At 70.6% G+C, this 15293-nt stretch carries 18 protein-coding genes; 10 read left to right on the top strand and 8 right to left on the bottom strand.

Annotated features, from left to right (window positions below; all coding sequences use genetic code 11):
- The first annotated feature begins 146 nt into the window (after positions 1-146).
- Positions 147-674, top strand: coding sequence for a hypothetical protein (locus ACQEVY_RS01180; protein ID WP_432943829.1), 528 nt, complete (start codon positions 147-149; stop codon positions 672-674).
- Here ACQEVY_RS01180 and ACQEVY_RS01175 read toward each other — a convergent pair.
- The 3 genes from ACQEVY_RS01175 to ACQEVY_RS01165 are packed head-to-tail and all read right to left on the bottom strand — an operon-like array spanning position 669 to position 2273.
- A complete protein-coding gene (locus ACQEVY_RS01175) occupies positions 669-1514 on the bottom strand; it encodes a helix-turn-helix domain-containing protein (RefSeq protein ID WP_432943827.1) in 846 nt (281 codons plus the stop codon). The two genes, ACQEVY_RS01180 and ACQEVY_RS01175, sit on opposite strands and share 6 nt — an antisense overlap.
- 20 nt (positions 1515-1534) lie before the next feature.
- Positions 1535-2059 carry a DUF6879 family protein gene (locus ACQEVY_RS01170; protein WP_432943825.1) on the bottom strand — a complete coding sequence of 175 codons (525 nt, stop codon included), beginning with the start codon at positions 2057-2059 and terminating at the stop codon, positions 1535-1537.
- On the bottom strand, positions 2040-2273 hold the full coding sequence (locus tag ACQEVY_RS01165; protein WP_432943823.1) for a hypothetical protein: 234 nt from the start codon (positions 2271-2273) through the stop codon (positions 2040-2042). The genes ACQEVY_RS01170 and ACQEVY_RS01165 overlap by 20 nt, the downstream gene beginning before the upstream one ends.
- A gap of 176 nt (positions 2274-2449) precedes the next feature.
- Between ACQEVY_RS01165 and ACQEVY_RS01160 the strand changes: the two genes are divergently transcribed.
- Both ACQEVY_RS01160 and ACQEVY_RS01155 read left to right on the top strand, forming a co-directional pair.
- Positions 2450-2668: a hypothetical protein gene (locus ACQEVY_RS01160; protein ID WP_432943821.1), complete on the top strand. Its 219-nt coding sequence runs from the start codon at positions 2450-2452 to the stop codon at positions 2666-2668.
- Positions 2669-2670: 2 nt separating this feature from the next.
- Positions 2671-2931 (top strand): hypothetical protein, encoded by a 261-nt coding sequence (locus tag ACQEVY_RS01155; RefSeq protein ID WP_432955006.1) that lies wholly within the window; start codon positions 2671-2673, stop codon positions 2929-2931.
- A gap of 23 nt (positions 2932-2954) precedes the next feature.
- Here ACQEVY_RS01155 and ACQEVY_RS01150 read toward each other — a convergent pair whose 3' ends face one another.
- Entirely contained in the window at positions 2955-3398 is a 444-nt protein-coding gene (locus ACQEVY_RS01150) for a hypothetical protein (protein ID WP_432943819.1), read from the bottom strand.
- Between the two features lie 272 nt (positions 3399-3670).
- Between ACQEVY_RS01150 and ACQEVY_RS01145 the strand changes: the two genes are divergently transcribed.
- From ACQEVY_RS01145 to ACQEVY_RS01130, 4 genes are all read left to right on the top strand, one after another.
- Positions 3671-4897, top strand: a complete 1227-nt coding sequence (locus ACQEVY_RS01145) for an RNA polymerase sigma factor (protein WP_432943817.1) — start codon at positions 3671-3673, stop codon at positions 4895-4897.
- Between the two features lie 385 nt (positions 4898-5282).
- Positions 5283-6755, top strand: coding sequence for an MFS transporter (locus ACQEVY_RS01140; RefSeq protein WP_432943815.1), 1473 nt, complete (start codon positions 5283-5285; stop codon positions 6753-6755).
- Positions 6756-6814: 59 nt separating this feature from the next.
- Positions 6815-7540: a class I SAM-dependent methyltransferase gene (locus ACQEVY_RS01135; protein WP_432943813.1), complete on the top strand. Its 726-nt coding sequence runs from the start codon at positions 6815-6817 to the stop codon at positions 7538-7540.
- A 43-nt stretch (positions 7541-7583) separates the two neighbouring features.
- The gene (locus ACQEVY_RS01130) at positions 7584-8309 is read left to right on the top strand and encodes a lysostaphin resistance A-like protein (protein WP_432943811.1); all 726 of its coding nucleotides are present in this window, start codon (positions 7584-7586) and stop codon (positions 8307-8309) included.
- A gap of 270 nt (positions 8310-8579) precedes the next feature.
- Here the strand turns inward: ACQEVY_RS01130 and ACQEVY_RS01125 are convergent, their stop codons facing one another.
- Both ACQEVY_RS01125 and ACQEVY_RS01120 read right to left on the bottom strand, forming a co-directional pair.
- The gene (locus ACQEVY_RS01125) at positions 8580-9545 is read right to left on the bottom strand and encodes an acetylxylan esterase (RefSeq protein ID WP_432943809.1); all 966 of its coding nucleotides are present in this window, start codon (positions 9543-9545) and stop codon (positions 8580-8582) included.
- A 106-nt stretch (positions 9546-9651) separates the two neighbouring features.
- A complete protein-coding gene (locus ACQEVY_RS01120; protein ID WP_432943807.1) occupies positions 9652-10236 on the bottom strand; it encodes an Rv1733c family protein in 585 nt (194 codons plus the stop codon).
- Positions 10237-10406: 170 nt separating this feature from the next.
- Between ACQEVY_RS01120 and ACQEVY_RS01115 the strand changes: the two genes are divergently transcribed.
- A complete protein-coding gene (locus tag ACQEVY_RS01115; protein WP_432943805.1) occupies positions 10407-11282 on the top strand; it encodes a universal stress protein in 876 nt (291 codons plus the stop codon).
- 416 nt (positions 11283-11698) lie between these two features.
- Here ACQEVY_RS01115 and ACQEVY_RS01110 read toward each other — a convergent pair whose 3' ends face one another.
- A complete protein-coding gene (locus tag ACQEVY_RS01110) occupies positions 11699-12454 on the bottom strand; it encodes a ferredoxin reductase (RefSeq protein ID WP_432955004.1) in 756 nt (251 codons plus the stop codon).
- A 19-nt stretch (positions 12455-12473) separates the two neighbouring features.
- A complete protein-coding gene (locus ACQEVY_RS01105) occupies positions 12474-13079 on the bottom strand; it encodes a sulfite oxidase-like oxidoreductase (RefSeq protein WP_432943803.1) in 606 nt (201 codons plus the stop codon).
- Positions 13080-13205: 126 nt separating this feature from the next.
- Between ACQEVY_RS01105 and ACQEVY_RS01100 the strand changes: the two genes are divergently transcribed.
- Positions 13206-14126 carry a quinone oxidoreductase family protein gene (locus tag ACQEVY_RS01100; protein ID WP_432943801.1) on the top strand — a complete coding sequence of 307 codons (921 nt, stop codon included), beginning with the start codon at positions 13206-13208 and terminating at the stop codon, positions 14124-14126.
- Between the two features lie 343 nt (positions 14127-14469).
- Positions 14470-15264 (top strand): putative protein N(5)-glutamine methyltransferase, encoded by a 795-nt coding sequence (locus ACQEVY_RS01095; protein ID WP_432943799.1) that lies wholly within the window; start codon positions 14470-14472, stop codon positions 15262-15264.
- Positions 15265-15293: the final 29 nt, after the last annotated feature.

Here is a 15293-nt window from a genome sequence, read left to right as displayed (position 1 = left end):
TCTCGACGTAATCGCAGGTCGGCGGTCCACACCGCCCCCTCGACCGTTTCTCCCCCCGTCACAAATTTGCGCAAGCCGCGTCCTGGCCCGCTCACGAATTGATCAACCTTGCCGTCAACCGAGTCGGCTCCCGGCAGGATGGCCGTGTGCGAGCGGAGATGTGGGCGGGGCTATTCAGTCTCGGCGGAGCCGTGATCGGTGCAGGCGGAGCGATCCTGGGCGCCTGGTTCCAGCAGCGACACCAGGCGAAGACTGCGGGCGAGCAGCGGCGAGAAGAACGCCGCTACACGTCGGGCCAGGCGGCTCTGGACATGCTGATACGTCTGCGCCACGCCGCCGCGAACCGAGCGGAGGGAGACGATGAGAGCGAGTCTGCGTGGACAGACCAACTGGTCGAGTGGAGCACCTCCTTCGACGCCGCCCTCTTCCTCGTACCCGGCGGAGACGAGATGCGTGAGCGCGTCTTCGAGGTGGTCAGGCATCTCGGGTACTACGACATGCTTGGCCAGAATCACCGTGAGGCCAATGGCTGGCTCGACCAGGTATGTGGCGAGGCGATCACCATCCTCTCTGCGTTCCTCCGTGAAGATCTACTGCCGCCGCAATCCAGTGTGTTTCTTGATCGCCAGGACATGATCGCGGCTTACCTGAGGGACCAGGCGGACCGGTCATGATGAGTCGAGAGCTCTGGCGATGCGCGCTCTCGCCTCTGCGCCGTGCACCGCGATCCGGGACAGTTCAGCGAAGGCTCTCAGGTACGTGCGGATCTCGTCAGGGGCCGTGATGTTGACTTCGGCCGTCAGTGTCTCGACCGCCACCTGGGCGTCGTCGAAGGCGTAGAAGGCCTCCAATGGCCAAACGGTGCGCCGGGCCGTGAAGGGAATGATCCCGAGGGACACGTTCGGCCGGGACATGACCTCTAGGAGGTACCGCAGCTGCCCGGCCATCGCCGCGTCGTCGCAGACCCTGTAGCGCAGCACCGTCTCTTCGAGTAGCAGGGCGAACCGGTGGTTGCCCTCGTGGACGACGCGGGAGCGGTTCAGGCGTGCCTGGACGGCGTCGGCGACGTCGTCGGGGGTGCCCTGGAAGTCCGTGATGGACCGCAGGAGCCCCGTCGCGTAGTCGGCGGTCTGGAGCATGCCGGGCACCAGGTTCGAGGCATAGACGCGGAAATGACGTGTGCGCTGGTACAGCGGCAGGGTCCTCTCGTGGACGCGCCGCATGCCGTCGCGGTGGATCTGCCGCCACTGCACGTACATGGACTCGGCGGTACGGGAAGCGGCGATCAGATCCGCTACCTGATCCTCGGCGCTACAGGCCCGGCACCACGCCCGTATGTCGGCGTCGGACGGTGCAGTCTTGGCGCGGGCGATACGGGACGCCTTCGACTTGTGCCAGCCGCACCGCTGCGCCAGTTCATGCCCGGTGAGCCCGGCGTCCTTCCTGATCTCGTCCAGGCGGGTGGCGATGGCCGCACGGGCAGCCTGGGCGGTGGACAGCGGAGACGTGGACATGAACTGGCGTACCGGGGCTTTCAGATGACGTACTTCTCGTGCGGGATGGCCCGCTCCCAGGCGGCGTCGAACGCGGTTGAGCACAACTGGGCAACCGCCGGCTCGTTGGTCTGGTCGGTGTGCACCCAACGCCCGTCACCATCAAAGACGTTGAACTGAACGATACGGCCGTCGAAGAGCCAATAGTCGTTCCCCGGCAGCGCGAGATCCGACGCCTGCCGCCTCGGAAGCCAGCGGACCTCCTCGCCCGCCGCGACGTTGGTGAAGGTGAAGGAGTGCTCGTAGCGGATGTACTCGCTCACCGGCTCGGAGACGATACGGGCGCGGCGCATGACGACGCCCTTGGCGGTGACCTCCTGGACGAGGTCGAGCCACGGGCGCCACCACGACTCGCGGTCGTCCGGGTCGAGCCGGTGGCCCCGCTTCCACGCCGCGAAGCCTTCGTCCTCGTTGGAGATCGCGTACACGTCTCGCGTTTCAAGGTGTACGGCGGAGTGCTCCACGGACCGGATCAGGTCAGCGAAGCTATTGAGGCTCTGCGCCATCAAGCGCCTCCTTCAGGAGCGGGATCATGCGCTGCGGCAGCCGGATCACGGCCTCGTGGTCGGGTAGCGGGCTGTCCTGGATGGTCCGGGCCACAGTCTCGGTGTCGGCCTTCACACCCTGGATGACGAGATCCTGTGTCTCCTCGTCCACCCACACGGCCGGGCAGCCGTGATCTCCGGACTCCGGATCTTTGCCGATGAACCGTAGCTGCATTGCCTCTCCCAACGTCGGGCCGGTTGCTGCTGGTTGCAGGGTGAGCCTCACCTGGGCGGAAGAGGGGGGTCAAGGATTCACATGCCCGTCGTGCAACCGCGTGCAACCTTGTGGACCGCCCAACTCCCGCTCCCTACGGTCGTATCCAGAGTCACACGAGTCGGGGGAGCATCCACATGGCGTCAAGGCCAAAGCAGCAGACCACCCAGGAGCCGCCCATCGACCTCCCGGTGGGCTTCAACGCATGGCTTCTGGATTGCTCACCGGCGCCCAACTGCGGTGTGTGCCAGGCCAATTGGAAGCAACTCACGGCCGCGAAGAGCATGGGCGACATCACGCAGGCCGCGAGGCACGCCACCGAGATCAGGGACCACTCCTCTGGGGTGCACTCGTGACGATGGACATGGACACGTACCGCGCTGGTCGCAGGCAGGCCACGGACGCGGCGGAGGCGATCCGGGCTGCTCTGGCCGGTCTGGGCCTCCCAGAACGCGTCTGGGGCTCGGTGCGGCCGATGGTCACCCACAACGGCAAGGCCCACGTGCACATCGGCATGGTGCGTGCGGACGCGGCCGAGAAGATGGCCGAGGCGATGAAGACTCCGGCCGAGCCCGAGCCCGAGCCCGAGCCCGAGCCCGAGCCCGAGCCCGTTGAGTAGACCGTGTGGCGGGGAGCCCCGACTCAGCTGCCGTCCTCCCTGTGCGTGGCGGCTCTCAGATCCTCGGCGGTGCACTCCTTGAGACGTTTGCTCTCGCCGTTGCCTAGATCAATGAGGCTGTCAAGATGCTGCTGGCGTTCCTGCTCGTGCTGGTGCGCATGCTCACGCAGTGTGATGTCCTCCAGCGTAAGATCGTCTTCAGCCCTAGCGCCCAGCTCCGTCAGCAGTTGATGCAGCGGCGGCCCGTCGTCGTACGGTGCGCGCATCGCGACGACTGTGAGAGCGGTGCGCGAGACCTGCGCCGGGCTGCGACCCGTCGACATCGACCACGTATAGACCTGATTGATATTCCACTTGCGCTTGAGGGGGTGCGGGGGGTCGAGCTCCTCACGACTCACGCTCTCGAATGCCACCTCCTCGACGGGGATTCCCCAGCCGTCGATCTTCAGCCAGTACCTGTGCGTCATAGCAATCAAATCTCCTTTGCGGCTACATGTCCCAATATATACCTCGACCAATGTCCCAACTGGCCCGCGCAACCCTTGACTTGAGGCAATTTCGGAGCGGTTTTGCATCGGGGGCAATCCGCTGGCGCTTTTGCCTGCCGTGCCGGGCAAGACACTCCGCTTCTCTCAGGACACGCGTTGGGACACATGACACCCAAGAGACGACCGGAAACGATTCGTTGGTCGTACTGCTGCCTAGCCCATGAGGTCCCCTTGACTACGTCGGTGAGGCGGTGGCCGCCGCCTTCCGCGAGGAATGGGGCCAGGTTGTCGCCACCCTGATCAGGGTGACCGGCGAATGGGACCTCGCCGAGGAGTGTGCGCAGGACGCCTTTGCGCAGGCCATGGACCGGTGGCGGGGCGACGGAATCCCACGCCGCCCCGGCGCCTGGCTGACCACGACCGCGCGCAACCGCGCCCTGGACGTGCTGCGCCGGGAGGCGGTGGGGGCGGCGAAGCTGCGGGAGGTGGCGGTGCTGGCGCGGGACGACGGGCCGTACGACCCGGACGACGAGGACGACAGCGGGGTGACGGACGACCGGCTGCGGCTGATCTTCACCTGCTGCCATCCAGCTCTGCCCATGGAGGCGCGGGTCGCCCTGACCCTGCGCACGCTCGCCGGGCTGACCACGCCCGAGATCGCCCGGGCCTTCCTCGTACCCGAGGCGACGATGGCGCAACGCCTGGTGCGGGCCAAGCGGAAGATCCGCAACGCCGGAATCCCGTACCGCGTACCGCCCGCCCACCTGCTGCCCGAGCGCACAACGGGTGTGCTGGGCGTCGTGTACCTGCTGTTCAACGAGGGATACGCTGCCACATCCGGCGCCGACCTGCTGCGTACGAACCTGTGCGCGGAAGCCATCCGCCTCGCCCGCGTGCTGGCCCGGCTCATGCCCGACGAGCCCGAGACGCTCGGGCTGCTCGCGCTGCTGCTCCTGCACGACGCCCGGCGGGGCACGCGGGTGGACGCGGCGGGCGACCTGGTGACGCTGGAGGACCAGGACCGTACGGCGTGGGAGCGCGCCGCGATCGACGAGGGCGCCGCTCTGCTGGAGACGGCCCTGCGGCGCGGCCGGCCGGGGCCGTACCAGATCCAGGCCGCCATCGCCGCCTGCCACACCACCGCGGCCACGGCCGAGGACACCGACTGGGCCGATATCGCCGCGCTGTACGGGGAGTTGAGGCGCTTCGTGCCCTCCGCGGTGGTGGAACTCAACCGCGCGGTCGCGGTCGGCATGGCAGAGGGACCGGAGGCGGGGCTGGCCCTGCTGGCCGAGCTGGAGAAGGCGGGCGACCTGGCCGGATACCACCTGCTGCCCGCCACCCGCGCGGATCTTCTGCGGCGCATGGGGCGGACGGGGGAGGCGGCCGAGGCGTACGCGCGGGCGCTGGAGCTGGTGGAGAACGAGGCGGAGCGGCGTTTTCTCGAGAAGCGGCTCGCGGAGTGTCGATCGGCGTAGGGGGCGTTCGTCGGTGGGGTGAAACGACCCAAACGACACCGGAGGGTTCCCATGACCGCCACCGTTCCCACCCGCCGCACCAGGAAGGTTCTCTCCTCTCTCCGCCTACGCCGTCGACCTTTGACACCCCGTGCTCCCCGCGACCGAAGGCCGGACGCACCCGACGTCTGGCTGGCGGGCCTCCGCCTGGGGAGCTGAGCGCGATGACCGACCCCATCCGCAACCACCGCACCCGGAAGAGCCGGAAGAACCGAAAAGTCCGGCAGGTCCTTGGCCGGCGGCTCCCCACGCGCCGGGCGATGGGCGCCCCGCGCGACCACGGATCCGGCGCAGGACCAGACCCTCTCGAGGTCTGGCTGTTCGCCCACCCCCTGGGAGGCTGGTCATGACCGCCGCCCCGACCTCAGCACCCGACCCCCGCCGCTGGCGCGCGCTCGCCCTGCTCTGCGTGGCCGGATTCATGGTGATCCTCGACTCGCAGATCGTCGTCCTCGCGCTGCCGTCCATCGCCGACGGGCTCGATTTCCCACCGGGAGATGCGCAGTGGGTGATGAGCGCCTACCTGCTCAGCTTCGGCGGACTGCTGCTCCTCGGCGGGCGGATCGCCGACCTGCTGGGCCGCCGTCGCGTCTTCATGACCGGCACGCTGCTGTTCGGGGTGTCCTCGCTGCTGTGCGGATTCGCCTGGACCGGGGGCGTGCTCGTGGCGGCGCGCGCCATACAGGGCCTGTCGGCCGCCGTCATGGCGCCCACCGCCCTGTCCATCCTCCTGAACACCTTCGAGGAGGGCCCCGAACGCAACAAAGCCCTCGCCATCTGGTCGGGCAGCGGCGGCTTCGGTGCCACGGCCGCGCTGCTGATCGGCGGACCGCTCACCGACGTCCTCGGCTGGGAGTGGGTCTTCTTCCTGAACGTGCCGATCGCCGCACTGCTCATCGGCCTGAGCCCGGTGCTGCTGCGCGAGAGCCGCGCCGAGGCGCGCAACCGCTCGTACGACCCGGTCGGAGCGCTCACCATCACCGCCGCGCTCCTCGCCTGCGTGTACGCCGTCGTCGAGGCACCCCGCGCCGGCTGGCTGTCGGCACAGACCGTCGGCCTGCTGGCCGCTGCCGCCGCGCTGGCCCTGCTCTTCGTCCGCGTCGAGGCACGGTCCAAGGCGCCCCTGGTGCCGCTGCGGCTGTTGCGCGCCCGGTCCGTCAGTGGCGGCAACCTGGTCGTGTTTCTGCTGGGCAGTTGCGCCTTCGGGATGTCGTACACCCTCTCCCAGTACGGGCAGGGCGTGCTCGGCTACTCGCCACTGCGCTTCGGCCTCTACAACGTGGTGATGCCCGCGACCGCCGTGATCGGCTCGTACGCCGGCCAAGCCCTGGTCACGCGGATCGGCCCGCGTCCGGTCGCGGTCGGCGGTCTCACGCTGGTCGGCGCGGGCAGTCTGCTGCTGGCCGGGGTGCCGGTGGACGGCGGCTTCGCCCGAGACCTCTTCCCCGGGCTGCTGGTCTTCGGGCCGGGCCTCGGTGCGTGTGCGGTCGCCGGTTCCATCGCGGCGCTGACCGGGGTGGGGGAGCGGGAGTCGGGGGTCGCGTCCGGCATCAATACCGCGGCCTTCCAGATCGGGGGCGCATTCGGCGTCGCCGTCGTCTCGTCGGTCGCCGTGTCCTCCACCAAGGGCGGGGACAGGATCGTGGCGATGACGGAGGGCTATCAGGCCGCGTTCACCGCGTGTGTCGTCCTCGCGGCGGTGGGTCTGGCCTGCGCGCTGGTTCTGCTGCGGGGGCTGGGGCCGCGGTCGGATGACGATCAGGTGACTCCCTCCTCCGCCTTGCAACCGGACGCACCAGACCCCGCTCACCCCCGCTGATCAGGCACCGTGACTCGTCCACTGACCTGACCGGCCGGACAGGCTCTAAGCTGACCTCGATGTTCACCCCGGAGGGCCCCACGTTCCGCGAGCTCGCCGTTCAGGCGTTGTCGTCCGTCGAGCACGGCTACGACCTGCTCGCGCCGAAGTTCGACCACACCCCATTCCGTACGCCGGACCCGATCCTGCGCTCCGTCGCGCGGGCGCTGGAGCGGATCGGACCCTTCGACAGCGGGCTCGATCTGTGCTGTGGCACCGGCGCGGGCATCGACGTGCTGCGCACGGTGTGCCGGGAGCGGATCACCGGCGTCGACATCAGCGCGGGCATGCTCGCCGTGGCCCGCGAACAGACGCGTCCCGGCGGGCCGCTGGTGGCGTGGGTTCGCGGCGACGTGCGCGCGTTGCCGTTCGGGCCGGCCTTCGACCTGGTGGTGAGCTTCGGGGCGTTCGGCCACTTCCTGCCGCGCGAACTGCCGGGGCTGTTCGGCCAGGTGCACTCGGTGTTGCGGCCCGGCGGACGTTTTGCGTTCCCCGTCGTGGCTCCGGCTCGCCCCGGCTCTCCCGGCTACTGGGCGCTCCTCGCCTTCGATACGGCGATGCGGGTACGCAACGCGGTGTGGCGGCCCCCGTTCGTCATGTACTACCGCGCCTTCCGCCTCAGCGACGTACGCCGCGAACTGATCCGCGCCGGCTTCGTCGTGGACCTGGAGACACTCCCCGAGTTCGGCCGCAGGGACGACGGCAGCCCGCGCTGCCGGATGGTGGTGGCGACCCGCCAGGGGTAGCCGACGCGTTGAGGATCAGTGCTCCACAACGAGGGCGAGTGAGGTGGCAGAGCTTTCGCAGCGCAGGGCGAGCGGCCGGATGTCCACCGCGACAGCACTGGTGGCGGCCGTCACGCTGCTGGTGCTCACGAACCTGGTCAACAACCGGTGGGCGCCGTCCTGGATCGTGCTCAGCTCCGCGATCGCCTCCGCCGCGCTGATCGCGATCACATTCCGGGCCGGTGGCGGCTGGGCCGACCTCGGACTGTCCCGGGACACGCTGCGCCGCGGCCTCGGCTGGGCGTTGGCGCTGGTCGGGATCGTCGCGGTGGTGTACTTGTGTGCGGCGGCCATGCCCGTCACCCGCGAGCTGTTCGAGGACGAGAGGGCCAGCGGACTGAGCGGCGCGGAGGTCGTCGGCCGGGTGCTGGTCAAGGTGCCGATCGGCACGGTGCTGCTGGAAGAGGTCGCCTTCCGCGGAGTGCTCTACGGACTGGTGCTGCGCGCCCGCGGCCCCGTCGCGGCCACCGTGTTCTCGTCCGTGCTGTTCGGCCTCTGGCACATCCTGCCGTCGCTTCATCTCACCGACTCCAACCAGGCGGTGGGCTCACTCTTCGGGCATTCGGCCCTCGGCACCGTCCTGGCCACCCTCGGCGCGGTCCTCCTCACCGCAGCGGCGGGCTGCCTGTTCTGCTACCTGCGACACCGCACCGGCAGCCTGCTCGCCCCCATGGGGCTCCACTGGGCGACCAACTCACTCGGCTACGTGTTCAGCTCTGCGCTGGCCTGAACCGGCCCGAGCGCAAGAACCGTGCATCGATCGTGTTCGCGAAGCCCTCCCGGAAAGCCTCGACATCCCGGACTTCACCGTGATCGAGATGGAGTTCTTTGACGCCAGGTCCAACTGGATCTCCGACAACGACAATTCGCCCGACAACCAGGCATACCGCGACCTGAAGAACGCCACGCCCTGAGCCCGAGCGCCGGGAAATGACGGGTCCTCGCCGCTCTTCGGCGAGGACTCGCAACTCCGCGACCGCGAGGCCGTCAACCGCTCCCGCTACAGGCGCTTCGGCAGCCACGCCAGCTGGGCCGCCTCCTGGTACGGGCCGCCGCCCTCATGGTCGTTGAAGTCGTACACCTCGATCGTCTTGTCCTCGTGCGGCCAGGCGTTGAAGGCGGCGAACACCGTCGACGGCGGGCAGGTCTGGTCCTCCAGGGCCGCCGAGAACAGGGCGGGCGCCCGGCCGCGCGCCGCGAAGTGCACGCCGTCGAAGTACGCCAGCGTGCGCCGCACCTGCTCGGTGCGACCGCGGTGCGTCTTGAGATACTTGCCTATCTCCCGGTACGGATCGCGGTCCGTCAGCGTCGTCGCGCGCGGGAAGTCGCACAGGAACGGCACGTCCGGGGCGATCGCCGCCAGGTCCGGTACGAGACCGGCGACCGCGATCGTGATGCCGCCGCCCTGGCTGGAACCGACCGCCGCGGTACGCGAGGCGTCGATCAGCGGATGCGAGCGGGCAGCCTCCACGGCCCGTACCGCATCGGTGAACACCCGCCGGTAGTAGTAGCTTTCGGGATCCTCGACCCCGCGGGTCATGAAGCCGGGAAACGCGGGCGCGCTGCCCACCGGGTCCGGTGTGTCACCGCCACCCCACGCACTGCCCTGACCCCGGGTGTCCATCACGAAGTGCGCGAAGCCCGCCGAGGCCCACAGCAGATGCGTATGCGGAAGTCCGCGCCCGCCGCCGTACCCGACGAACTGGACGACAGCGGGCCGCGGTGTGTCCGCCGAGGCCGGCAGCGTCAGCCAGCCCTTCACCGGGTGACCGCCGAACCCGGCGAACGTGACGTCGTACACCTTCACGGTCTTGAGCTGCGTCTCGACCGGCTCGAAAGTAGCGTCCAGGTCGTACTCGCGCGCCTCCTGAAGCGTCTTGGCCCAGAAGGCGTCGAAGTCCTCGGGCTCGACGGACGCGCTGCGGTAGTTCCGGAGCTGGTCGAGGGGCAGGTCGAACAAGGCCATGGATGACCGCCTTTACGGGATCACGGGACAGGGTGCGGATGATCACACCGTACGGTGGCCGTCAGCGCGCCACCAGACCCTTTTCCGCGCACCGGCCGGGCCCCGGTCATGCCCAGCGTCGGCCCCACTCCGGCCCCGTACGGGCCCACTCGCGTTCCCACTCGGCCATGCGGTGGCGGAGGGCGACGCGGCGTACGACGAAGTGTCCGGCCAGGACGACGGCCGCGGCACCGCCGGCGGTGCAGCCTCCCACCGCGAGCGCCTGCTGCCAGATCGCCGTGCTGTCCGCCGGGGCGGCGACGGTCCGGCCCGCCTCGTCCAGCCACACATGGGTGTGGTCGCCGGGGCGGGTGCCGGCCGGTACCCGAGCCTCGCCCGTGCGCGCTCCCTCGCCGGGCTCGGTCCAGCGCACGGCGACCCAGTAGCTGGGCTGCTTGCCGCCGGTGGCGGTGGGTATCGCGGCGGGCGCCCGCTCGGTGACCTCCGCGCGCACCCGATGGCGTTCGGCCCGCTGCTCCGCGGCCGCGTCCCGCGCCGCGTCGTACGCCTGCCAGCCCGTGACGAGCCCGGCCAGCGGTGCGCCGACGCACAGCAGGACAGCGACAACCAGGACCGTCCACGCCTCCACCACATCGCAGCGGCGGCGCAGCGGATTGGGCCGCCAACGCCAGCCGCGCACCCGCGTGCCCATGTCCACGCCTCCTCCCGTCGTACGCCGCCCGAGTTCCCCATCGGCGCCGAACGGACCCTCTGAGTCGCCATCCCGTCGCGGCCGGTGCACGCGCCGGGGCGCATCCGCCCGCGCACGACTGATACGCGCCCCGCGTGGAACCCGGGCCGGTACGAGGAAAGGCGCGAGCCATGAGCAAGGACACCCGGGCCATCACCGTCGGCATCGACGGTTCCCGCGCCGGCCTGGACGCCGCGGACTGGGCGGCCCGCGAGGCTCAGCGCCGTCACCTCGCGCTGCGCCTGCTGCAGGCCGGCCCCGACCCCGCGTCGCCGCCGGACGGCGAGCCGTCCGGCGTGACGCTCGACCGCGCCGCCGTCCAACTCGCGTACGCCCACCCGGCGTTGGACATCATGGCCCGTCGCACCGACACCCCGGCGGTGCCGGCGCTACTGGCCGCCGCAGCGGAGTCGGAGGCGCTGGCCCTCGGCTCCCGCGGCTTCAGCGACGTCGCCGGTTTCCCGGTCGGCTCGGTCGCGCGCGCCGTGGCCTCCCGCGCTGAGCGGCCGGTGGTGCTGGTGCGCGCGGGAGAACTCCCCGAGGACGAACGCGTGCCCGTCGACGAGGCGACACCGCCGGCCCATGCCCCGTACCTGCCGGTGGTCCTCGGCCTGGACCTCTTGCACCCGGCCGACAGCCTCATCGGCTACGCCTTCGATGCGGCCGCCATCCGCGCGGCGCCCCTCCACGTCGTGCACGCCTGGACGCTGCCACCGCCGTCCGGCTACGCCGTCGGCACGCGAACGCTGGACGACACGGCCGGCTTGGAGGACGCCAACCGCCGTTCCCTGTCGGTGATTCTGCAGCCGTGGCGCCACAAGTTCCCGGAGACGCCCGTCCTCGAGGAGGTGGCGTACGGCCTCGCGGGCCACCACCTGCTGAAGGCGTCGATCCAGGCGGGCCTGCTGGTCCTCGGCCGCGCCACCTCCGGCCCGGGCCTCGGCCGCGTGGCCCACTTCGTGATCCACCACTGTGCTTGCCCGGTCGCGGTGGTCCCGCACGACTAGCTCCGCTGGTTAGGCGGTTCGGCATCTGCGGGCTCGTTGTGGCTGGTCGCGCCCGCGCGGCGGAGCCGCAAAATTTATACAGCCCCGCGCCCCTATCGGGGCCCGCGGCCCCTCAAGCGGGCGCAGTTCCGCGCCCCGTCGGGGCCGCGGCCCTCAAGCGGCGCTGTACCGCACCGGACTTCACCAAGGCCGCTTTGCGCTCCGCTGGAGGTGCAGTTCGAAGCCACGGGTTCGTTGTGGCTGGTCGCGCCCGCGCGGCGGAGCCGCAAATTGATACAGCCCCGCGCCCCTATCAGGGCCTGCGGCCCGCTCAAGCGGGCGCAGTTCCGCACGCCCATGTCGCGGCCCGCGGCCCTCAAGCGGGCCCGGTACCGCACCGGACGCCAATAAGGCCGCTCAGCGCCCGCCGACCAGCCTCAGCCGAACCGTTCGATCCGGATACGGTCCACCGGCTGACCCGCCTCGACGAGGAGCCGCGACGCATGCTCGGCGAACCCGTTGGACCCGCACACATAGGCCTCCCACCCGCCGTCCGGCACGTCGGCCACGAGCGCCGCCACCTGCGCGGCAGACAGGCGCCCCACCGGCACGCCGGGCGGCGCGCTGCGCGTGAACACGGGCGTGGTCTCGGAGCCGTACTCCGACGCGTAGATCAACTCCTCGGGCCCACGCGCCGAGACGAGCAGGCGCAGTGGCACGGACAGTGAGCGCGCCCGGTGGTGGCGGACCATCGACATCAGCGGTACGACACCCGAGCCCGCGCCAACGAGAAGCGCGGGCCGGTCGCCGGTCCAGGCGAAGAAACCGCTGTCCGGGCCACGGACTTCGACCTGGTCGCCCGGCTCGGCGACGGTATGGAACCAGCCCGACACCTCGCCGCCCTCGACATGGTCCAGCGTCAGCTCGATATGCCCGGCATCGTCGGGCGGCGACGCGATCGAATAGTGCCGCTGGGCGGTGTAACCGTCCTCCGCAGTCAGCCGCAGCATCACGTGCTGGCCAGGCACATGGCCGCGCCAGCCGGGCACGGCGAACCGGAAGGTGGCCGCGCGCGGGGTCTCGCGGCGGATCTCGGTGAGCGTGGCGCGCTGCCAGGTCGTCGCCGTGTCGGAGTTCACGGCGATGCGGCCGGGCACCGCGAAGCGGGTCGGGGGCGTGAACGTCCCGGTCACGCAAAGGTCTTCGGTCGTCTCAGTCACCGGAGTAGCGCTGCTCTTCCCAGGGGTTGCCGCGGTGGTGGTAGCCGTTCTGCTCCCAGAAACCAGGTTCGTCATGGTCCAGGAGCCTGAGGCCCGCGATCCATTTGGCGCTCTTCCAGAAGTACAGATGCGGTACGAGCAGCCGTGCCGGACCGCCGTGTTCCGCGGGCAGCGGCTCGTCGCCGTACTCCCAGACGATCCAGGCGCGCCCGCCGGTCAGATCGGCCAGCGGGAGGTTGGTGGTGTACCCGGTGTGGGAGTACGCGACCGCGTGCGTCGCCTCCAGGCCCGGGCGTACGAGATCCAGGAACGCGTCCAGCGACACACCCCCGAAGCGCACCCCGAACTTCGACCAGCTCGTCACACAGTGGATGTCGCCCTCGTACGCGGATGCCGGCAGCGCGTGCGCCTCGTCCCAGGACCAGGTGCACGGCTCGGCCACCAGCCCGTCGACGGTGAACGTCCAGTCCGCGGGCGCCAGTTCGGGCGTGACCTCGGCGGACAGGACCGGCCAGTCGTCGCCCGCGTCGTACTGACCGGGCGGCAGCCCGGAGTTGGGGACGCGCGGGCGTCCGGTGAAGCCTCGGGTGACATGCATCGGTCCACGGTACCCGGCGCCCGCACGGGGAATGGGGTCGGGAATAGCCGCCCGGCGATCTTCCCGGCATGCTGAGCTGAGCAGGCGCAGCCAGGTGCAGCAACCCGGTGGAGAAAGAGGAAGCAGATGCCCAAGGCGTACGTCTTCACGCGGTTCGGCGGTCCGGAGACCGGGGCCCTCGTCGACCAGGACCGGCCGAGCCCCGCTCCCGGTCAACTCCTCGTCGCCGTACGGGCGGCCGGCGTGAACCCCGTCGACTACAAGCAGCGCAACGGTTACGCCCGCCCGGGCCAGACGGCGCGCGAGCTGCCTGCGGTGTTCGGCAACGAGGCCGCCGGTGTGGTCGAGGAGGTTGGCGAGGGAGTCACCGGCTTCACGGTGGGTGACGCGGTGTTCGGCAACCCGGTCGGCGGCGGCTACGCCGAGTACACCCAGCTCCCCGTCGCGATGACGGCCCACAAGCCCGACTCGGTCTCCTTCACGGACGCGGCCGCTCTGCCGGTCGCGGGGGCGACGGCGTATGACGGCATCCGTCAGCTCGACCTGCCCGCCGGCTCGACCCTGCTGATCACGGGTGCCGGCGGTGGCGTGGGCGTGGCGGCCACCCAGATCGCGCGCGCCTTCGGGGTGAAGGTGATCGGCACGGCCAGTGCGGGCAAGAAGGACTTCGTCGAGTCGCTCGGCGCCGTGCATGTGCTCTCGGGCCCGGACTTCGTGGCCGGCGTACGGGCCGCCGCACCGGACGGCGTAGACGCGGTCTACGACCTGATCGGCGGCGAAGTCCTCGAAGCGGCGGCCGAACTCCTCACCGACCGCTCGAAGTTGATCACGGCGGGCGGCAAGGACATCGTGGGCCGCCTCGGCGGCGCCCCCGTTACCCGGGCCCGCAACGCCGCGATCCTCGACGAGGTAGCCCGCCTTGTGGCCGACGGCAAGCTGAACCCCCTCGTCACGCAGACATTCCCCTTGTCCCGCGCCGGGGAGGCACTGCGGCTGGTGGAGGACGGCCACGCCCGCGGAAAGATCGTCATCGAGATCGGCGGCTGAGCGGATATGGGGCGGCGGTGCGCGCCCCTTCAGGGGCGCGGGGCCGTAACACTGTGCGGCTCCGCCGCGTGGGCGCGACCAGCCACTGACCACCCGCACTCGCCTGCGAACCCAAACCCACCACCCCCATAGGCGCCCCGCGGTTGAGCCCGGAGGGCCTCGTGGCGCCAGCCGGGCCCCGTGTAATGTTGCCGTCCGGCTGCGGACCGCCCCAGCCGTGCAGGGAACGAGGAGGTGAGCCCCATTACCGCTGTGTCAGCTCGGGTGCTCTCGCCTCAGGGGTTCACCGCCGCCAGGTGACCGGGAGAGCACTCTTCGGGTTCCCGAAAGGCTCTCGGCTTCCATGCCCAACTCCTCCATTCCTTCCGCCTCGTACGCCACTGTCGTCGCCGCACTCCGCTCCGCGGGCTGTGTCTTCGCCGAGGACGAGGCGCGGCTGATCGTCTCCACCGCCCGCACCCCGGCCGAACTCACCGCCATGGTGGACCGCCGCTCCGCGGGCCTGCCCCTCGAACACGTCCTGGGCTGGGCCGAGTTCTGCGGTCTGCGCATCGCCGTCGAGCCGGGCGTCTTCGTGCCGCGCCGACGTACCGAGTTCCTGGTCCAGCAGGCCCTCGCGTCGGCCCCCGAAGCCCCGGCCCCCGTCGTCGTGGACCTGTGCTGCGGCTCGGGCGCGATGGCCGCCGCGCTCGCCGCCTCCCTCCCCGGCGCCGAGCTGCACGCCGCCGACATCGACCCGGCCGCTGTTCGCTGCGCCCGCCGGAACGTCGGCGAGCGCGGCCACGTCCACGAGGGCGACCTCTTCGAGCCGCTGCCGCGCGGCCTCCGCGGTCGCGTCGACATCCTGGCCGCCAACGTCCCGTACGTCCCCACCGAAGAGGTCGGCCTCCTGCCCCCGGAGGCCCGCGACCACGAACCCCTCGTGGCGCTCGACGGCGGAGGCGACGGGCTCGACACCCTGCGCCGGGTGACCGCGGAAGCCCCGCAATGGCTGGCCCCCGGCGGCATCCTCCTGGTCGAGACGAGCGAACGCCAGGCACCCGTCGCCGTCGAAGCCTTCGCCGACGCCGGGCTCGCCCCGCGCCTGGCCGTGTCGGAGGAGCTGTACAGCACGGTCGTCATCGGAACGAGGTCCTAGTCACATCACGCCTCCGCCATCGTGCAACT

It is taken from the genome of Streptomyces sp. CA-288835 (genome assembly GCF_050936385.1).
In the GTDB taxonomy this organism is placed as follows: Bacteria; Actinomycetota; Actinomycetes; order Streptomycetales; family Streptomycetaceae; genus Streptomyces.
The sequence above is the reverse complement of the archived record's forward strand: the minus strand, read 5'-3'. Positions and strand labels throughout refer to the sequence as shown.